This is a genomic window from Halobellus limi (assembly GCF_004799685.1).
Lineage (GTDB): Archaea > Halobacteriota > Halobacteria > Halobacteriales > Haloferacaceae > Haloquadratum > Haloquadratum limi.
In genome coordinates this window covers 265,110-281,828 of sequence record NZ_CP031312.1, presented here as the reverse complement: position 1 = coordinate 281,828, position 16,719 = coordinate 265,110, and the positions used below count along the sequence as shown (strand labels likewise).

Below are 16,719 nucleotides of genomic sequence, written 5' to 3'. Positions count from 1 at the left end.
GGACCGTACCGACGTCGGTCCAGCGGGACGCCCGTCGGATATCAGTCGTGTAAAACGTTGTGGCGGCTGTCGATTCGAACTCTTTTTGACTGACCAGCCAGTCAGTTATCGTAACCACGCACTCGATGACTGACGCACCAACCGAAATCCTCCACGCGACGCAGCGCGCGCTCTGCGAACACGGCTACGCGGACCTGACGATGCAGGACATCGCCGACGAGACGGAATTGAGCAAGGCCTCCATCCACTATCACTACGACTGCAAACACGACCTGCTGTTGGCGTTCCTGGATCACCTCTACGAGCGGTTCGAAGAGCGGATCGACGATCCCGACGGCGAGACGCCCGCCGAACGGCTCTGTGCACTCGTCGATTCGCTCGTGACGGGGCGCTCGGACGCGCCGGCGTTCCAGACGGCGCTGCTGGAAATCAAGGCGCAGTCGCCCTACGACGAGGCGTTCCGCGAGCGACTCCAGCGGTTCGACGACGCCTACGTCGAAGCGGTACGAGAGATCGTCGCGGAGGGCGTCGCCGACGGATCGTTCCGTGAAGACGTCGATCCCGGCGTCGTGGCGTCGTTTCTCGCGACGTTCCTCAACGGGGTCCAGACGCGCCACGTCGGCGTCGGACACCCGCTGGACGAATCGGCGGAGGCGGTCCACACGTACATCGACGAGACGCTCTTGACCGAGGCGAGCGAGCGTCCCGCCGGTGGATCGAACGGCGGTATGGAGATCGGAGGAACCTCCGAATGAGCCTCCTCGATCGGATCGGATCGGCGTTCAAGGGACCGGAAGAGCTGAACCTGACGAGCGGCGGGATCGGCAGACCGCTCTTTTATCTCTCGCTGCCCATCGTCATCACGAACCTCCTCCAGACGGCGTACAACCTCGCCGACACGTTCTGGCTCGGGCAGTTCAGCACCGAGGCGCTGGCGGCGATCAGTTTCGCGTTCCCGATGGTCTTCCTGCTGATCTCGCTCGGGATGGGTCTCTCCGTCGCCGGGAGCGTCCTCGTCGCCCAGCACATCGGGGCCGACGAGGAAGAGGAGGCCGAGTACGCCGCCTCCCAGACGGTCGCCTTCTCGATCATCGGCTCGATTCTTCTGGGTGCGTTCGGGTACGTCGCCGTCGGTCCCTTCATCCGATTCCTGGGCGCATCGCCCGCGGTGCACCCGCTCGCGACGGGCTACATGCAGGTGATCTCCGCCGGGATGCCGTTCATGTTCGGCTTCTTCGTCTTCATCGCGCTGATGCGCGGCTACGGCGACACCGTCACGCCGATGCTCGTGATGTTCGGGTCGGTGGTGCTGAACATCGCGATCGACCCGATTCTCATCTTCGGGTTCGACGGCAACCCGCTGTTCGGGATGCTCGGGATGCGCGGCCTCGAAGCGTCGCTGCTGGCGTCGACCGGATACACGGGGTCCGGGATCACCGGCGCGGCCATCGCGACGGTGTTCTCCCGCGCGCTCGCGTTCGTCGTCGGCATCGCGGTGATGCTGGAGGGCGTCCGCGGCGTGATGATCCACCCGAGTCAGATGCGGCCGGACCTCTCGTACCTCCGCAAGTTGCTCGACATCGGCCTGCCCGCGTCGGTGGAGGTGACCGGCCGGTCGCTCTCGGTGAACCTGCTGCTGCTCGTGGTGGGGATGTTTCCGACCACGGTCGTCGCCGCGTTCGGTATCGGCGTTCGGGTCTTCTCCGTCATCTTCCTCCCGGCCATCGCGGTCGCGCGGGGCGTCGAGACGATGACGGGACAGAACATCGGCGCGGAGAAGCCCGACCGCGCGGGGACGGCGGCGGACTTCGCCGCGAAGACGATGTTCGTCGTCCTCACGGTGCTCGGTGGGATCGCCCTGCTCGCCGCGGAGCCGATTGTGGCCGTATTCACGAACGATCCCGAGGTCGTACGCCAGGGGAGCAACTTCCTGCGCTGGGTCGCCCCGAGTTTCGGTTTCATCGGCGTGATGCGCGCCTACACGGGGAGTTTCCGCGGGGCGGGAAAGACGCTCACCGCCGCCGTTATCTCGGTGATCATGCTGGGGCTCATCCGCATCCCCGTCGCCTACTTCGCCTCGCTCAGTTGGGGCTCCGACGGAATCTGGCTGGCGTTTCCCATCTCCAACGTCGCCGGCGCGGTCATCGCGTTCGCGTGGTACCGCCGGGGATCCTGGCGGACCGGGTCGGTTCGGCGACCGACGCCCGCGGACGACTGAGACGGCCCCGTACGTCGGTTTCCTCCCGAGAGGTCACAGCCCACGAAAACGCGTGTCCGCAAAGCGTAGTTCCGGATAGAGAGTGTCGCCACCGCGTTCGCACGTCGCGAGCGACGCGCGCCGATCGACGACGCGGGCCCGGCGTGCGCTCGGCTCGAAAGGGTCGACGGCGTTCGCGTCGAGAGCCTACAGCGTGTCATCGTCGAGTCCGCCCGGATCGGACGCGGTGTCGAAGAGGTTGTTCTCTGCGCCGTCCATAAAGTCGTCCCCGGGTTCGCTGTCGTCGACGACTTCGACGTTATAGGCATCGATACCCATACTCAACAGTTCCTCGACGGCCTGTTCCTCGGTCACGAACTCCTCGTCGACCAGCTGTTCGAACTCGCTCAGCAGTTCGTCCGGGAGCGTCACTTCGACGATTGGCATTGGAACCCCCTTCGTCCTCAGGGTACTTGAGTGGCAGGCTTCCGAGGGGGGCGCGTCACCGCTGCCAGAACGACGGAGAGAGGATGACCAGCACCGAGAGCACCTCCAGGCGCCCGATCCACATCAGGAAGATCATATACAGTTTCGCGGCGTCGGAGAACGGGAGGAAACTGTCCATCGGCCCCACGACGCCGTAGCCGGGCCCGACGTTTCCCAGAGTGGCGATGGCGACGCTCATCGCCTCGAGTCCCGAGAGCGTGACCGCAGGCGTCCGGAAGCTATCGAGATACAGGAGGATCGTCGAGAGCACGAACAGCGTGACGAACAGTCCCACGAACACGAAGACGTCGAGGATCGTGTCCTCTTCGACGATCTCCTGTTTCAGTCGGATCGGCCGGACAGCGTCGGGGTGGACGGACGTGAACAGCGAGCGGCCGATGGCCTTCTGGACGAGCACCCAGCGGATGATCTTGATAGAGCCGGCGGCCGAGCCGGCCGACCCACCGAGGAAGTACGCGAACAGGAGGATCGTCTGCGCGGACGCGTCCCAGGCGTTGACGTCCATACTCGCGTACCCCGTCGTCGTCACGATGGCGATCACCTGAAACAGTCCCTGCCGGAGGGCGTCCTCGAAGTTCCCCGGTATGAGTCCGACGTTCGCCGGCGTCTCGGCCAGTCCGACGCCGGAGAAGAGTACCGCGGAGATGACGGCTCCGAACCCGGCGATCGCGAGCACGTATCCGCGGACCTCGCTGTTGTCTGTGAGCCGCCGGGGGTCCCCCTTGAGAACGTGCCAGAACAGCGCGAAGTTCGTCCCCGCGATCAGCATGAACGGCATCACCGCCCACTGCACGACCGGTTTGAACGCTTCGACGCTTCTGGCCTGCGGGGAGAAACCGCCGGTGGGCAAGGTGGTGAGCGCGTGTGCGACGGCGTTGTAGAGGTCCATGTTCGGCGCCAGATTGGCCAGGTGAAGCCCGTAGTAGACGAGCGCGGCGAGGACGGTGAAGCCAGCGTAGATCCCCCACAAGGCGCGGGCGGTCTCCTGAATGCGCGGCGTCAGCTTCTCGATCGAGAGTCCCGGAGCCTCCTGGTTCATGATCTGTGCGCCGCCGACCGAGAGCTCCGGCAGGATCGCGACCATCAACACGAGGATTCCCATTCCGCCGAGCCACTGGGTGAGCTGCCGCCACATCAGCATCGCGTGGCCGTGGCGTTCGACCGAGATCTCCCCGAGGACCGTCGCTCCGGTCGTCGTGAACCCGCTCATACTCTCGAAGAGCGCGTTTATCGGAGTGGCGACGGTTCCGGTCCCTGCGAAGAGATACGGGACCGTGCCGGCAAGCGGCACGAGGAGCCACGCGAGACTCACCAAGAGAAACGCCTCGCGGTTGCCGAGGTCGTTGCGCTGATCGAGTCGTTCGAGAAGCGCCCCGAAACCGATCATCACGACACTCGTCGCCACGAAAGGGAGCGGGTCCTCGCCGTAGTACAGCGCGAGCACGAGCGGGAACAGCGGCGTCACGCCGAGGTATTTGAGTACCGTCCCGACGTAGGCGATGCTTACCCTGTAATCGACGTACGTTTCCGGCGTTCGAACCATCGAGTGACTGTAAGACTCAGGGGAAGATACATTGACGTTTCGGCATCACACGACAGACCCACTTCCGAGGCCCCAGTGGCTATACGTGCTCGGCTGTTCCCGTCGGGTATGCTCCGTCAGGCCCGGGAGTTCGGCCCCGTGTTTTTGATTCCCCTCGCGTGGATCGTCGTGATCGCCACCCACCTCGACCTGATCGCTGACGCCACCCTCTTTATCGCGCACGTCGCGATGTCGGTCCTGCTGGCGGTGTTCGTCGTGACCGGGCGGGCGGAGATGCGCACCGGGACGCTCCGCGTGTGGTGGCGGATTATCGCTGTCGGGTTCGTCGTGACCCTGCTGGGTGCTGCAGGCTTCCGGACCGGGACCGTCGGGACGCCGCTACAGGCACTCGCGCTCTTCGGCTGGATGGCGCTTCCGGCGGTCGGCTTCGTCGACGTCGCCCGCCGGAAAACGGAGCCGGCCGGGGTGTACGTCGGGTGCGCGGTCACGTCGCTCCTCGGCGCGGTCGTGTACGCCGGTAGCGTTCTCGTCGGTGCGTCGTGGGTACCGGTCGTCGGCCTCGCCCTCGTGGGCCTGGGACAGACGGTGGCGATCGCCGACGCCGCGTTTCGATACTGACCACGCGTCTCAGCTCTCGATGCGACGAAATCGTGTCACGTTCGTTCGCGGCGCCCCCGGTCGGAACCCGGACGGAGCTCCGCGCCGAGCGACCGACAGACACCACAACCATCAGAAATGGAGATATTGTAGTTAGTAAATATGTTCTGCGGTCACGCGGCACTCCCCAGAGAGACACCCGGGGGTCGCTCCCTGACGAATTGATATCTTTAACAGGGCACGCACGAATTGCGACGTATGACCGAGGATTCCGATCCGACCCGTTCGAAGGTCGGACGACTCATCGAGACCAACGGGCTGTCGGACGTGGGGCAGGAGCTCGAAGACCGGTGGCTCGGTAACGGCTACGAGAGCCAGAGCCTCCGCTCTCTCGCGGACTGGTTCAACGAACGGTTGCTCGCCGCGAAACTGCAAGACGCGGGCGAGAACCCGATCGACGGCGAGGTCGCGAACCTCTATCGGTTGCTCACGGACGACGACGTCACGGCCGGGATGCGCGTCGACGCGGAGGCGACGCTCGAACAGCGCGGCGTCGACCTCGAGAACCTCCGGTCGGAGTTCGTCTCCCACCAGGCGGTGTACACGTACCTCACGGAGTTCAGAGACGTCTCGAAAGGCCGCTCGTCGGGCGATCGGATAGAGAGCGTCCGGACCACGATCCAGCGGCTCCAGAGCCGGCTCATCGCGGTGATCGAGAACAACCTGGGACAGTTGCGAGACGGCGGGAAACTCGTACTCGGGGAGTTCAACGTGCTGGTGGACGTCCAGGTGCTCTGTGAGGACTGCGGGGCCAGCTACCCGGTCACGGAACTGCTCGACCGCGGCGGGTGTGACTGCCAGTCGGCGAACGAGGTCGATGGGAGCTGAGGACGGGGTGGACCCCGTGCAGAACGCCTCTCGTCGATAGCTCTGTCCGGTCGCGCGACCGCCCGGGATCGAGAGCGGACGGACGACCGCAATCGAGAGCGGGGACTGACGACCGTGGCCGTGACGGTGCACGCGACCCGAGTGCTCGTCGGCGAGGTGGAATTCACAGACTGATCCGAGAGTATCGAGTCCGTATCGGAAGACGAAGCGCGGGCGAGCCCCCCACTTTGGAATCAGTCTTCCGTCGGGGCCTGATCGAGTCGATCGCTACGTCCGCATCTCATATCCTATTACAAAGCTACTCGCGTCATAGCTCGGTCCGTCGGACGAGGCGCCGTGGCGTTTTGATCCGACAGTCTCGAATCAATTTCGCGGGCTGTTCTCTACCGTCCATTCGGCGGAGGAGGACGAACGAGTCTCCCGATCCACGAAAACGGTCTCAAAACGCGTTTTCACCGGCGCTCGAACGTCGGTGTGAGTCGATTCGCTCCCACGGTCGAAACCGAACCGAAAAAACCACCGTGATCCGTCGGGAGCTGCGTCCGACTTCTTCGGATAGTGATGGCGGCTGCTCCCGGTGTCGCTTCCGTGGAGCAGTCCTCACAAAGCGGTCCTCACAAGAGAAAGCGTAATATAGGTGGATTCCTTCCCCCTGGGTATGACAGACACCAGCGCGGAGGAATCGTCGCTTCACAGGGTCGCTTCCGTCGGAGAGATCGAAGCGGGGGAGTCCTCCGTCGTCGACGTCGACGGCGAGCAGGTCGCCCTGTTTCGCATAGACGACGAGTACTTCGCGCTCAGTAACGTCTGCCCACACCAGGGCGGCCCGCTGGGGCAGGGCCGAGTCGAGGACGAGTGCGTGTACTGCCCCTGGCACGGGTGGCAGTTCGACGTCGAGTCCGGCGAGCACGTCCAGGGTGACGACACCGTACCGACCTACGACGTCGTCGTCGAGGACGGGGAGATCCACGTCCGGGCGTGAGCGGGTTTTGACACGATAAATCGGGATTGTTAAGTCGCGATACTCCGATAGGATCGCTATGGATCACGCGGTGATTGACGGCGAGTGGCACAGTGCGGAGTCCGGAGCCGACATCCGAGAGTACATCTCGGACGACGAGATGCGCGAGAACGAGAAGGCGGGCTACCTCGCGGGCCCCGAGGAGTGGGGTCCGATCCAGTGGGACGGCTGGGACCGAAGCGCCGGCGGTCGGACCGAGATAAACATCCACTCGCCGGACATCACCGACGCGGAGGACGTCGATCCGGTGCGCGAACAGTTGGGCATCGACACGGTCGTGTTCTCTCCCGGACAGTTCCGGATGACGACGATCCCCGCTCAGGACAAACAGGTGATGTACATGCGGGCGTTCAACGACCTCACCGTCGATCGCTTCGCCCGCGGCGACGGGACGTACTACGCGAAGCTCTACGTCTTCGGCGACCATCCCGAGGAGAGCGCCGAAGAGATCGAACGTCACGGGGACAAAGACGGGGTCGTCGGCGCGATGATCACCGACGTCGGCCCCACGTTCCCGATGGGGCACAAGAGCTACGAACCGATCTACGAGGCCGCCGAGAAGCACGACCTCCCGATCATCCTGCACTCGACGACCGGAATCGTCCCCGGGTTCCCAATCGCCGGGATGCAGCCGAAGAACTTCGCGGAGTTCCACACGCTGGGGCACACGATCCCGAAGATGTGGCACGCCAACAGCCTGATCCTCCGCGGGATCGTCGAGAAGTACGACGTCGACTTCGGCTTCTGGGAGGGCGGCCTCTCCTGGATCCCCGCGCTGGGCGAGCGCCTCGATCGCGAGTACCTCGAACGGTCCAGCGAGTTCGCCGACCTCTCGCAACTCCCGAGCGAGTACCTCTCGGAGTTCTACTACGGCACGCAGCCGCTCCCGGAAGAGGCGACGAAGATGGTCGACGTCGTCGACCTCATCGAACGGGCGGACCTCGAGGATCAGGTCCTCTACTGCTCGGACCGTCCGCACCAGGACTTCGACGCTCCGGCGGCGGTCGACAATGTCGAGGGGTTGACCGACGCGCAGAAACGTAAGATATTCGAGGAAAACGCCCGCGAGCTGTTCGGCATCTGAGCGTCGGCGCGGCGTCTGTTTCCGACCGCGACGGCGCTCTCGGATTGCCGGCCGCGACGGCACTCCCGAACAGACGCCACGAGTACGCACCCGAGGCAACGCTGAAACCGATCGGCCCCCAAGCCGCGGCACCAATGGCGCTCGAGTATCCGACCTTCCTGATCAATTTCAAGCGCTACGAGGGAACGGCCGGCGAAGCCGGTCTCGAACTCGCGAAGACGATAGAGGGTGTACAGGACCGGACAGACACGTCGCTCGCCGTCGCTCCGCAAACGCCGGATCTCTACCGGATCGTCTCGGAGACCGATCTAACCGTCGTCGCACAGGCCGTCGACGCGGTGGAACCGGGACGCGGAACCGGCGAAGTCGGCCTGGCGGCCGTCGACGCGGCGGGAGTCGACGGCGTCCTCGTCAATCACCCGGAGGCTCCGACGACGCTCGCGGACGTCGAAGCGGTCGTGGAGGGCTGTCGGGAGCGCGGCCTCGAATCGATCGTTTGCGTCGACAGCGTCGAGACCGGTCGCGCGGCGCTCGCGTTCGACCCGGACTGTCTCCTGTTCGAGAACCCCGCGGACATCGCCTCGGAGCGTGCACTCGCCGAAACGGCCCCAGAGCGCGTGGAAGCGTTCGTCTCGACGGTACGGGAGGAGAACCCGCGGACGCGCGTCCTCCTCGGCGGCGGGATCACAACCGCGGCGGACGTGAGAGCGAGTCTGGATCTCGGTGCCGACGCGGCCGGCGCGGCGTCGGCGTTCGTGGACGCGGCCGACAGGGAGGCGTGGCTCGTTGACATCGCCGAGAGCCTGGCCGGGAGCAGCGTTCGAGACTGATACCGATTACTCTCGTCTCGTACCGCCGAGCGCCACCCCGTCGACGGCGGTCGACGGCGAAAAGTGAGAATAACATTATGAGACAGTGGGTCACGCGTGGTCGGAGGTTGGACGGCAGGCGCAACACGCACGCTTATGCGAGGTGTGAACAAACTGATCGGATATGCGACTCACGGCCCGCGAGATCGATATCGGCACGCGGACGCCGACGGTGTTGCTCAATTCGACCGACGCGAGCGAACTGGGCGCACACCCGCTCGACCGCGTTCGGATTCGACACGGCCCGGACGTGGCGACCGGCATCGTCGAGATAACCGACGAACTCGTGGATCCGGGACTGCTCGGTGTCACCCGGCAGATCAGCCACATCACGGGCGAGGTCGAGATCACGCTCGCCTCGAAACCGGACTCGGCGGCGCACATCACGAAGAAGCTCGACGACGTCGAGCTCGAACGCGAGGAGATCGACGCCGTCGTGCGCGACATCAATCGCGACCTGTTGAGCGACGTCGAACTCGGTGCGTTCGTCTCCGGCGTCTACGCCCACGGGCTCTCGCGTGCGGAGATAATGAGCCTCACCGACAGCATGGTCGAGATCGGCGAGACGATGCAGTGGGACCGGGAGCCGATCGTCGACAAGCACTCTATCGGCGGCGTCGCCGGCAACCGCGTCACGCCGATCGTCGTCTCGATCGTCGCCGCGGCCGGGGTGACGATTCCGAAGTCCTCCTCCCGGGCGGTGACGTCGGCCGCCGGAACAGCGGACACGATGGAGGTGTTCTGTGACGTCTCGTTCTCCGTGAGCGAGGTGCGAGAGATCGTCACGGAGACGAACGGGTGCGTAGTATGGGGCGGCGCGGTCAACCTCTCTCCCGTCGACGACAAGATCATCCGCGCGGAGACGCCGCTCTCTCTGGATCCACCGGGGCAGGTGATCGCGTCGGTCCTCTCGAAGAAGAAGAGCGCCGGTGCGACTCACGTCGTCATCGACCTGCCGTACGGTGAGGGGGCGAAGGTCGAGAGTCTCCACGACGCCCGCGAGATGGCCGAGGACTTCACTCGCGTCGGCACCAACCTGGGGATGGAGATCGACTGTGCGATCACGCGCGGCGAACAGCCGATCGGACGGGGGATCGGGCCGGTGCTGGAGGCGCGAGACGTCCTCGACGCCCTGGACGGAGACGGACCAGCCGACCTCAGATCCAAGAGCGTTCGCCTCGCGCAGATACTCCTCGATGCCGCCGGGGCAGAAGAGACGGCGGCGGAACTCCTCGGGACCGGCGCGGCGGAGGCGAAGTTCCGCGAGATCGTCGGCGCGCAGAACGGGGATCCCGACGTGTCGTCAGAGGACCTCACGCCCGGGCCCTACGAGGAGACGATCCACACCGACCGGGGGGGCGTCGTCACGCACGTCGACAACAAACTCGTGAACGAACTCGCCCGGCGGGCGGGCGCGCCGAAAGATCACGGGGCGGGCGTCTATCTCCACTGTCGCACGAGGGACGAACTGACCGACGGCGATCCGCTGCTCACGCTGTACGCCGAAAAGCGGGACAAACTGGAGCAGGCGCGGACGTTCTGGACGGCGAACTCACCGATCAGAGTCCACGACTCCGAGGCGGTGCTCATCGAGCAGTGGTGAAAGCGACGTCGGGTGACTCACCGGGAGGGTGCGGAGTCGGACGTCGACGCCACCGATCGGCGTTCGGCTCGACGCCGCGGACGACCGCCAGAGACCGACTTCCGAGCGACGGAACCGGCCCGCAGAGCGACCCGACTTTCGCGACAACCAGACTGATCAGCCTCGCTAGCGTACGTTGACGTATGTCCATTCAGGTGAAAACCGAGGAACGCGTGACCGTGTGCGACGTGACGGCCGAAGTTTCGGAGACGGTCCCGGAGGACGTAGTCGACGGTGTCTGCACGGTGTTCGTGCCACACACGACGGCCGGCGTCGTCGTCAACGAGGCGGAGGGGCGGCTCCTCTCGGACGTCGAGGACGCGCTCGAACGGCTCGTCCCGAGAGAGCGAGAGTACGACCACGACTCGATCGACGACAACGCCGCCGCCCACCTTCGGGCGATGCTTCTCGGAGAGAGCGTCTCGGTACCGATCGCATCCGGGGAGCTCGCCCTGGGCACCTGGCAGTCGATCCTGTTCGTCGAGTGCGACGGACCGCGCACCCGCAGCCTCGAAGTGGTCACCGCTCCGGCCGAAGCGTAGTCCACGCAGCGACAGATTGTATCGCTGTTATTGGTTTATCTCGGAACGGAAGTACAGCCACTGCGTCTCCGGAGCGATACGCGAACGAATCTTCGGTCAGAACTTGCCGAGGAAGCCGTCGCTGTCGGTCGATTCCTCGTCGTCTCCGGACCCCTCATCGGCGGTCGGGGAGTCAGTGCTCGGGTCCTCGTCTTCGGCCTCGGCGGCCGACGGCGTCTCCGCTCGACAGGTGATAGAGACGGGTTCGCCGCTTCGAGTGGCTTCTACGGCCCACATCTGCCCGCATCCGAGGACGGTCCGCCACTCGTCTCCCTCCCGTCGAGCGACGGAGACGAGAATCTCGTCGGTTTCAGCGTCGCGGCCGGCGTACTCGATACGGAAGAGGTCGCCGTATATCTTCAATCCCGAGGGAGTGTCGAGCCTGACCGGCGTGGTGTCGGTCGATCCGCCCGGGCTTTCGACGGTCACTTCGACGACCGGAACGTCCTCCTCGGGCGTCGAAAAGTCGATTTCGAGCGTTTCGCCGTCCAGTGTGACGTCCGTCACGTCGACGAACGAGGCCGACCGTCCCGTCGCTTCCGCCACTCGTTGCCGGAGGGGTTCGAGCGGAAGCCGGACGGTGTCGCGTTCCTGAGTCATCTCTCCGGGCCTACAAGGGGGAGACGTATGACTTCTCCGGCGTCGCTGTGACGCGTATTCTACAGTCGCGGCTCGAATACCTCCGCGAGTTCCTCTCGGACGAGTTCCCGCATCGCTTCGGCGCGGGCCTCCCGACGCGTCCGTTCGTCGAGGTAGTTCCGCTCGGAAACGTCGGCATCGCGGCTGCCCTGTGCGGCCGCGACGGCGGCCGTGCCGGCCTCTATCGACGGACGCTGCCGGCGGTAGAGCCGGTACCAGGTTCGCCGGCCCATCTTCGGAAGCGGATGGCTCCCGTCGATTCGGACGCCCGCCCGGGTCCCGACGTCGCGGAGCCACCGCCGGGCGGTCGCTGTCGATATCGGACGATCGATGGACTGTCCGGGCAACAGATAGCCCGTCCAGCCCGCTCGGTCCGCGAGGTCGTCGACGCGCGATCGGACCGCGTCGACGCCGACGAGGAGTTCGACGGTGTTTCGCGTCCGACGGGCGTTCTTCCGTTCCCCGGCGGCGAACTCGACGTACGGGACCGATCCCTCGTCGGGGTCGAGCACCAGCTGATCGACGTGGAGTTCGCAGGCCTCGACCGGCCGGAGCCCCCAGCCGGCGAGCGCGAGGAGGAGGAAGCGCTCGTCGGCGTCCGCGACGTCGAGCATCGCCGCGAGATCGTCCCGAGAGAGTGCCGGATGGTCGTATGTGGGATCTTCGTCCCAGCCGAACCGGTTCAGGAGGTTCTCCGCCGGGTTGTAGAGCCCGCGGCCCATCTCGACGACGAACGTGTACCAGTTCCGCACGGCGGAGACGTACTTCTTCTTCGAGGCGAGCGTCCCGAGGTGGTCGTCGAGGACGCGGAAAGTGTCGCGAACGCGTGCGATTTCGTCGGGTTTCGCGGTCTCGTCGAGAAGCGGCGAGAGCAGATCGCTCGTGTCGTTGACCGCCCGGTACGTACTCGCGTACGTCTTCAGGCGGGACCTGCGTGGGGCGACCGTCGTCTCGGCCCTGCCTCGATCCCGTTCGAGTTCTTCGAGGTAGTCTTCGAGCGCCCGGACGGTGGGCTCGTGATCGAGTCCCCACCCGTCCTCGTCCGGGTCCGATCCGGGCGGCAGGTCGACGGCGTCGTAGAACTGTCCGGGCGAGAGGTCGTACTCCCGGCGCAGTCGTTCGACGAACCCCGAAAAGTTCGACTTGAGCCACGCGTACGTCGGCGTCTCACGGGCGGGGTCGATCTCGGCGTTCGGATCCGCGCGGATCACCGGGACGATCTCCTCGCGATAGAACCGCTCGAAGTCCCCCAGCTCGTCGAACCGGGCGTACGTCGGCGTCATAATTCGACCGCGAGGGATCGGGGAAACGGTCGACCTTCGTCAGCGGGTGATTCGAAGTCCATCGGTTTCGGGTGATAGAGCGTTCTTGTATTTTTACTTAGTTTTTGTGGTGTGTCGTTGTCCCGGGCAGACAACGAGACAACACGCGAACGCGGTCGATCGCCGGCGAAATCTAATAAATCGTATAGCGCGATATAAAATTCCAAAGTGGGCGGTGTTCCCGAGGGTCCGCCCGGAGAAAAATTCGAACACCCCGAGAGCGAGTAGAGCGAAGCGGTTCCACCGGCGACGGTCCGCTGTACTTGGTGAACAGCGGTCCGTCAGTAGTTCGCGACGCGCTCTATCGCTTCGGCGATGCGAGGCGGATGGGGGATGTAGTAGTCCTCCATCGATAGCAACGGTACGGGGATATCGAAGCCGGTGACCCGCTCGATCGGTGCTTCGAGGTACATCAGCACCTCGTCGTTGATCGTGGCGATGATCTCGCTGGCCCAACCGCCCGACCTGGGTGCCTCGTGGACGACGACACAGCGGCCGGTCTTCTCGACCGAGTCGACGACCGTCTCTCGGTCCATCGGCGAGATGGTCCGGAGGTCGATCACCTCCGCGTCGACGTCGAGTTCCGAGACCGCCTCCAGGGTCTGTTGCATCATCGCCCCCACGAGATGACGGTGACGTCCTCGCCCTCCCGGCGGACGGCGGCCTCGCCGATCGGGACCTCGTAGTCGTCCTCGGGGACGTCCTCGCGGATCGACCGGTAGATGTGTTTCGGCTCCATAAACAGCACCGGGTCCGGATCGCGGATCGACGCTTTCAGGAGTCCTTTGGTGTCGTACGGCGTGCTCGGGATCACGACCTTCAGTCCCGGCACGTGGGCGTAGGCACCTTCGAGGCTCTCGGAGTGGTGTTCTAGGGCACGGATGCCGGCACCGTACGGCGTCCGGACCACGAGCGGTGCGCTCCACTCTCCGCGGGTCCGCCACCGCATCCGACTCGCGTGCGTGACGAGTTGGTCGAACGCCGGCGGGAGGAATCCCGAGAACTGGATCTCCGCCACCGGTCGGAGACCGAAGACCGCCAGGCCGACCGCGCCGCCGGCGATGGCGATTTCGGAGAGCGGCGTGTCGACCACGCGAGTGCTACCGAACCGGTCTTTCAGCCCCTCGGTCGCTCTGAAGACGCCGCCGGTCTCGGCGACGTCCTCGCCGAAGACGACGACTCTCTCGTCCCGCTCCATCTCCTCGGACAGCGCCATATTGATCGCGTTGATGATAGTTTCAGGCATAGGTACTCACCCCTTCGGTCGCCGCACGATGTACTCCTCGAGGTCGTCCAGTTCGCGGAGGCTCCGCTCCAGTTCGTGGAGTTGCGATTCGAGTGCTGGCGGCATCTCCTCGTAGAGGTAGGCGAAGAGCTCCTCGACGTCTCGCGGACCGTAGTCGTTCGCGGCTTCGATGGCCGCGTCGAACTCCGCGTCCACCTCCTCGACCATCGCCTGTTTGTCGACTTCCTCCCAGAGGCCCTCCGATTGGAGGAACGACTCGTACCGCTCGATCGGGTCCCGGTTCTTCCACTGGTCGACCTCCTCGCCGTCGCGGTACCGGGTCGGGTCGTCGCTCGTCGAGTGGCCCTCGGTGCGGTAGGTGAGCGACTCGAAGAGCACCGGATTCCCCTGTCGAGCGAGCTCTCGCGCCTCGCTCATCGCGTGGTACACCGCGAGGACGTCGTTGCCGTCCACGCGGATCCCGTGGACGCCGTACCCGACCGCCCGCTGGGCGATCGAATCGGCGTTCGTCTGCTTCTCGAAGGGGGTCGAGATGGCCCACTGGTTGTTCTGACAGTAGAAGATGGCCGGCGCGTCGAGGACGCCCGCGAAGTTGACCGCCTCGTGGAACGCGCCGGTGCTGGTCGCGCCGTCACCGAAGTGCGCCGTCACGACGGCGTCGGTGTCGGTGATGTTCATCCCCCAGCCGATACCGGTGACCACGGGGAGGTAGCCGCCGACGGAGATGCCGATCATACAGTTCTGCTCGGCGAGGTACTTCTGGGCGTCCTCGATGCCGCGCCAGAAGAGCAGGATGTCCCGAAGCGAGACCCCCTTCATCAGCATCGCGCTGGTCTCGCGGCCCATCGCCAGGAGGTAGTCGTCATCGGCGAGGGCGTAGCCGCTGCCGACGATGCTCGCCTCGTGTCCCCGACTCGACCCGACGGTCCCCATCTCGCCCCGCCGCTGGAGGTTGATCATCCGCTCGGCGTAGCGTTTCTCGACGAGCATCCAGCGGTAGAGATCCAGGAACTGCTGCGTGTCGAGATCCGGGACCGCGTCGGCGTCGTACTCGCCGTTCTCATCTATTATTTGATATTTAGTGACGGGGAGATCGCTCTGGGTGATCCACGGAGCGTCCAGTTCGACAGTCCCCTGTGTGGTGTTTTCTGTCATATGTGGTTCGAGCCGTATCCGTTGACTTATCGGGTCGATAATAAATATACCGAACGGGTGAACGCCGTGCGGCGATCAGCGCCGAGAATCCACTCATAAACCGGTTGGCGGAGTCCCGTGATCGATTCACCACTCGCGTGTGGGCGGCCCGATCTCAAAACATAAATACGATGAATGACATTCGTTCGATATATGGAAGAGAGTCACTGCCACAGTCGGTCCCACCGAAAGCCTCGGGAGACGGCGCCGGAGGGGAGAGATCGGTTCACGCCAGTGACCGGCCGATGATCGACGCGGCCGAAGAGCGGATCGTCGACTGCGACTGGCACTACCAGGACTCGTTCGCGGAGATCGCGGAGTACATGCCCGAACCGTGGCGCACGAAGTACAAGGACAGTTTCTGGGAGGACACAGGCGTCACGCAGGCGCTCAGTTCGTTCTTCCCGACGTCGACGGGCGACAGGCAGAACTACGGGAAAGTCCTGCGCGAGCACTCGAACTACCCCGACGAACCCGAGGAACCCGAGCGCGTCCGCGAGGGGATGGACTTCCTCGACGTCGACGTCTCCCTGCAGATCTCGCATCTCATCCTCGCCACCGGCGGGATCAACGCCGACGACGAGCGGATTCAGGCGTTTACGAAAGGGTACATCGAGTATATGCTGGCGGAGGTGCTCGACCCCGACGAGGGCGTCTACGGCCTCGTGCCGATTCCGTACAACGACGTCAAAGCGTCGTTAGACGTCCTCGACCGGGTGGAAGACGAGGAGGCGTTCGTGGGAGCGTGTTTCGTGACGGCGGGGGCGAGTCCGCCGCTGGGGAACAGAAAGTACGATCCGATCTACGAGCGCTGCGAGAAAATGGACTACCCCGTCGTGTATCATACGGGCGGCTCCGGTCTCGACGAGTACGTTCGCGCGGGCTATCAGGAGATGATCGAGACGCACACGCTCGGATTCCTCGAATCAAATATGTCCCAGATCGTCAGCGTCGCCTGTCAGGGCGTCCCCGAGAAGTACCCCGACCTCGACATCGTCTTCATGGAGTCGGGCGTCACCTACATCCCCGGCCTCGTCAGCCGCCTCGACGAGGAGTACCTCAAGCGCCCCGAGGAAGCGCCGCTGCTCGACACCCGCCCCAGCGAGTACATCACGGACTTCTACTTCGGCACCCAACCGCTGGAGATCTCCGCCCGCAACGACCTGCTGGAACTCTGCTTCGATATGATCGGGACCGACCGACTCCTGTACGCCTCCGATTACCCCCACTGGGACTTCGACAGCCCCTCGGTCATCAACGACCTCCCGATGCTCGACGACGACGACAGGAGAGCGATTCTCGCCGGCAACGCGATGGAGGTGTTCGGCGTCTAGGCAGCCGCAGAGGGTTCTCGGAGGTCGTGGGATCGCGGAAAAGGCGACGGCGACG

General features: G+C 64.8%; 15 protein-coding genes and 1 pseudogene. 10 read left to right on the top strand and 6 right to left on the bottom strand.

The features are described from left to right. Nucleotides 1-125: 125 nt before the first annotated feature. Together DV707_RS15840 and DV707_RS15835 are read left to right on the top strand one after the other, a co-directional pair. Complete coding sequence (locus DV707_RS15840; RefSeq protein WP_103992384.1) at nucleotides 126-755, top strand: TetR/AcrR family transcriptional regulator; 630 nt, start codon at nucleotides 126-128, stop codon at nucleotides 753-755. Beyond that, entirely contained in the window at nucleotides 752-2,218 is a 1,467-nt protein-coding gene (locus DV707_RS15835) for an MATE family efflux transporter (protein ID WP_103992383.1), read from the top strand. The genes DV707_RS15840 and DV707_RS15835 overlap by 4 nt, the downstream gene beginning before the upstream one ends. A 186-nt stretch (nucleotides 2,219-2,404) precedes the next feature. Here DV707_RS15835 and DV707_RS15830 read toward each other — a convergent pair whose 3' ends face one another. Beyond that, nucleotides 2,405-2,644: a DUF7120 family protein gene (locus DV707_RS15830; protein ID WP_103992382.1), complete on the bottom strand. Its 240-nt coding sequence runs from the start codon at nucleotides 2,642-2,644 to the stop codon at nucleotides 2,405-2,407. Nucleotides 2,645-2,699: 55 nt separating this feature from the next. Continuing rightward, entirely contained in the window at nucleotides 2,700-4,247 is a 1,548-nt protein-coding gene (locus tag DV707_RS15825) for a TrkH family potassium uptake protein (protein ID WP_103992381.1), read from the bottom strand. A gap of 108 nt (nucleotides 4,248-4,355) precedes the next feature. Here DV707_RS15825 and DV707_RS15820 point away from each other — a divergent pair, with 108 nt between their 5' ends. From DV707_RS15820 to DV707_RS15790, 7 genes are all read left to right on the top strand, one after another. Next, complete coding sequence (locus tag DV707_RS15820) at nucleotides 4,356-4,865, top strand: hypothetical protein (protein WP_103992380.1); 510 nt, start codon at nucleotides 4,356-4,358, stop codon at nucleotides 4,863-4,865. A 237-nt stretch (nucleotides 4,866-5,102) separates the two neighbouring features. After that, the gene (gene rdfA, locus DV707_RS15815; protein ID WP_103992379.1) at nucleotides 5,103-5,732 is read left to right on the top strand and encodes a rod-determining factor RdfA; all 630 of its coding nucleotides are present in this window, start codon (nucleotides 5,103-5,105) and stop codon (nucleotides 5,730-5,732) included. 658 nt (nucleotides 5,733-6,390) lie between these two features. Further along, complete coding sequence (locus DV707_RS15810) at nucleotides 6,391-6,714, top strand: Rieske (2Fe-2S) protein (protein WP_103992378.1); 324 nt, start codon at nucleotides 6,391-6,393, stop codon at nucleotides 6,712-6,714. A gap of 58 nt (nucleotides 6,715-6,772) precedes the next feature. Then, nucleotides 6,773-7,837, top strand: coding sequence for an amidohydrolase family protein (locus DV707_RS15805; protein WP_103992377.1), 1,065 nt, complete (start codon nucleotides 6,773-6,775; stop codon nucleotides 7,835-7,837). Between the two features lie 134 nt (nucleotides 7,838-7,971). After that, nucleotides 7,972-8,667, top strand: coding sequence for a triose-phosphate isomerase (locus DV707_RS15800; RefSeq protein ID WP_103992376.1), 696 nt, complete (start codon nucleotides 7,972-7,974; stop codon nucleotides 8,665-8,667). A 163-nt stretch (nucleotides 8,668-8,830) separates the two neighbouring features. Continuing rightward, nucleotides 8,831-10,309: an AMP phosphorylase gene (locus DV707_RS15795; protein WP_103992375.1), complete on the top strand. Its 1,479-nt coding sequence runs from the start codon at nucleotides 8,831-8,833 to the stop codon at nucleotides 10,307-10,309. 182 nt (nucleotides 10,310-10,491) lie between these two features. Further along, nucleotides 10,492-10,890 carry a secondary thiamine-phosphate synthase enzyme YjbQ gene (locus DV707_RS15790; RefSeq protein ID WP_103992374.1) on the top strand — a complete coding sequence of 133 codons (399 nt, stop codon included), beginning with the start codon at nucleotides 10,492-10,494 and terminating at the stop codon, nucleotides 10,888-10,890. 96 nt (nucleotides 10,891-10,986) lie between these two features. Here the strand turns inward: DV707_RS15790 and DV707_RS15785 are convergent, their stop codons facing one another. The 4 genes and pseudogenes from DV707_RS15785 to DV707_RS15770 form a co-directional block, all read right to left on the bottom strand. Further along, nucleotides 10,987-11,529 (bottom strand): hypothetical protein, encoded by a 543-nt coding sequence (locus DV707_RS15785; protein ID WP_200820921.1) that lies wholly within the window; start codon nucleotides 11,527-11,529, stop codon nucleotides 10,987-10,989. A gap of 59 nt (nucleotides 11,530-11,588) precedes the next feature. After that, entirely contained in the window at nucleotides 11,589-12,851 is a 1,263-nt protein-coding gene (locus DV707_RS15780) for a tyrosine-type recombinase/integrase (protein WP_103992373.1), read from the bottom strand. Between the two features lie 320 nt (nucleotides 12,852-13,171). Continuing rightward, nucleotides 13,172-14,136: pseudogene (locus tag DV707_RS15775) on the bottom strand (alpha-ketoacid dehydrogenase subunit beta). Between the two features lie 6 nt (nucleotides 14,137-14,142). Further along, a complete protein-coding gene (locus DV707_RS15770) occupies nucleotides 14,143-15,291 on the bottom strand; it encodes a thiamine pyrophosphate-dependent enzyme (protein ID WP_103992371.1) in 1,149 nt (382 codons plus the stop codon). Nucleotides 15,292-15,575: 284 nt separating this feature from the next. On the opposite strand from DV707_RS15770, the gene DV707_RS15765 reads away from it, so the two are divergent. After that, a complete protein-coding gene (locus DV707_RS15765; RefSeq protein ID WP_103992370.1) occupies nucleotides 15,576-16,664 on the top strand; it encodes an amidohydrolase family protein in 1,089 nt (362 codons plus the stop codon). Nucleotides 16,665-16,719 lie beyond the last annotated feature (55 nt).

What these genes read in the sequence shown, in the direction of transcription:
- DV707_RS15805 (WP_103992377.1), top strand. Translation starts at nt 6,773, where the DNA reads ATGGATCACGCGGTGATTGACGGCGAGTGGCACAGTGCGGAGTCCGGA.
- rdfA (WP_103992379.1), top strand. Translation starts at nt 5,103, where the DNA reads ATGACCGAGGATTCCGATCCGACCCGTTCGAAGGTCGGACGACTCATC.
- DV707_RS15800 (WP_103992376.1), top strand. Translation starts at nt 7,972, where the DNA reads ATGGCGCTCGAGTATCCGACCTTCCTGATCAATTTCAAGCGCTACGAG.
- DV707_RS15820 (WP_103992380.1), top strand. Translation starts at nt 4,356, where the DNA reads ATGCTCCGTCAGGCCCGGGAGTTCGGCCCCGTGTTTTTGATTCCCCTC.
- DV707_RS15835 (WP_103992383.1), top strand. Translation starts at nt 752, where the DNA reads ATGAGCCTCCTCGATCGGATCGGATCGGCGTTCAAGGGACCGGAAGAG.
- DV707_RS15780 (WP_103992373.1), bottom strand. Translation starts at nt 12,851, where the DNA reads ATGACGCCGACGTACGCCCGGTTCGACGAGCTGGGGGACTTCGAGCGG.
- DV707_RS15765 (WP_103992370.1), top strand. Translation starts at nt 15,576, where the DNA reads ATGATCGACGCGGCCGAAGAGCGGATCGTCGACTGCGACTGGCACTAC.
- DV707_RS15785 (WP_200820921.1), bottom strand. Translation starts at nt 11,529, where the DNA reads ATGACTCAGGAACGCGACACCGTCCGGCTTCCGCTCGAACCCCTCCGG.
- DV707_RS15810 (WP_103992378.1), top strand. Translation starts at nt 6,391, where the DNA reads ATGACAGACACCAGCGCGGAGGAATCGTCGCTTCACAGGGTCGCTTCC.
- DV707_RS15830 (WP_103992382.1), bottom strand. Translation starts at nt 2,644, where the DNA reads ATGCCAATCGTCGAAGTGACGCTCCCGGACGAACTGCTGAGCGAGTTC.
- DV707_RS15795 (WP_103992375.1), top strand. Translation starts at nt 8,831, where the DNA reads ATGCGACTCACGGCCCGCGAGATCGATATCGGCACGCGGACGCCGACG.
- DV707_RS15825 (WP_103992381.1), bottom strand. Translation starts at nt 4,247, where the DNA reads ATGGTTCGAACGCCGGAAACGTACGTCGATTACAGGGTAAGCATCGCC.
- DV707_RS15770 (WP_103992371.1), bottom strand. Translation starts at nt 15,291, where the DNA reads ATGACAGAAAACACCACACAGGGGACTGTCGAACTGGACGCTCCGTGG.
- DV707_RS15790 (WP_103992374.1), top strand. Translation starts at nt 10,492, where the DNA reads ATGTCCATTCAGGTGAAAACCGAGGAACGCGTGACCGTGTGCGACGTG.
- DV707_RS15840 (WP_103992384.1), top strand. Translation starts at nt 126, where the DNA reads ATGACTGACGCACCAACCGAAATCCTCCACGCGACGCAGCGCGCGCTC.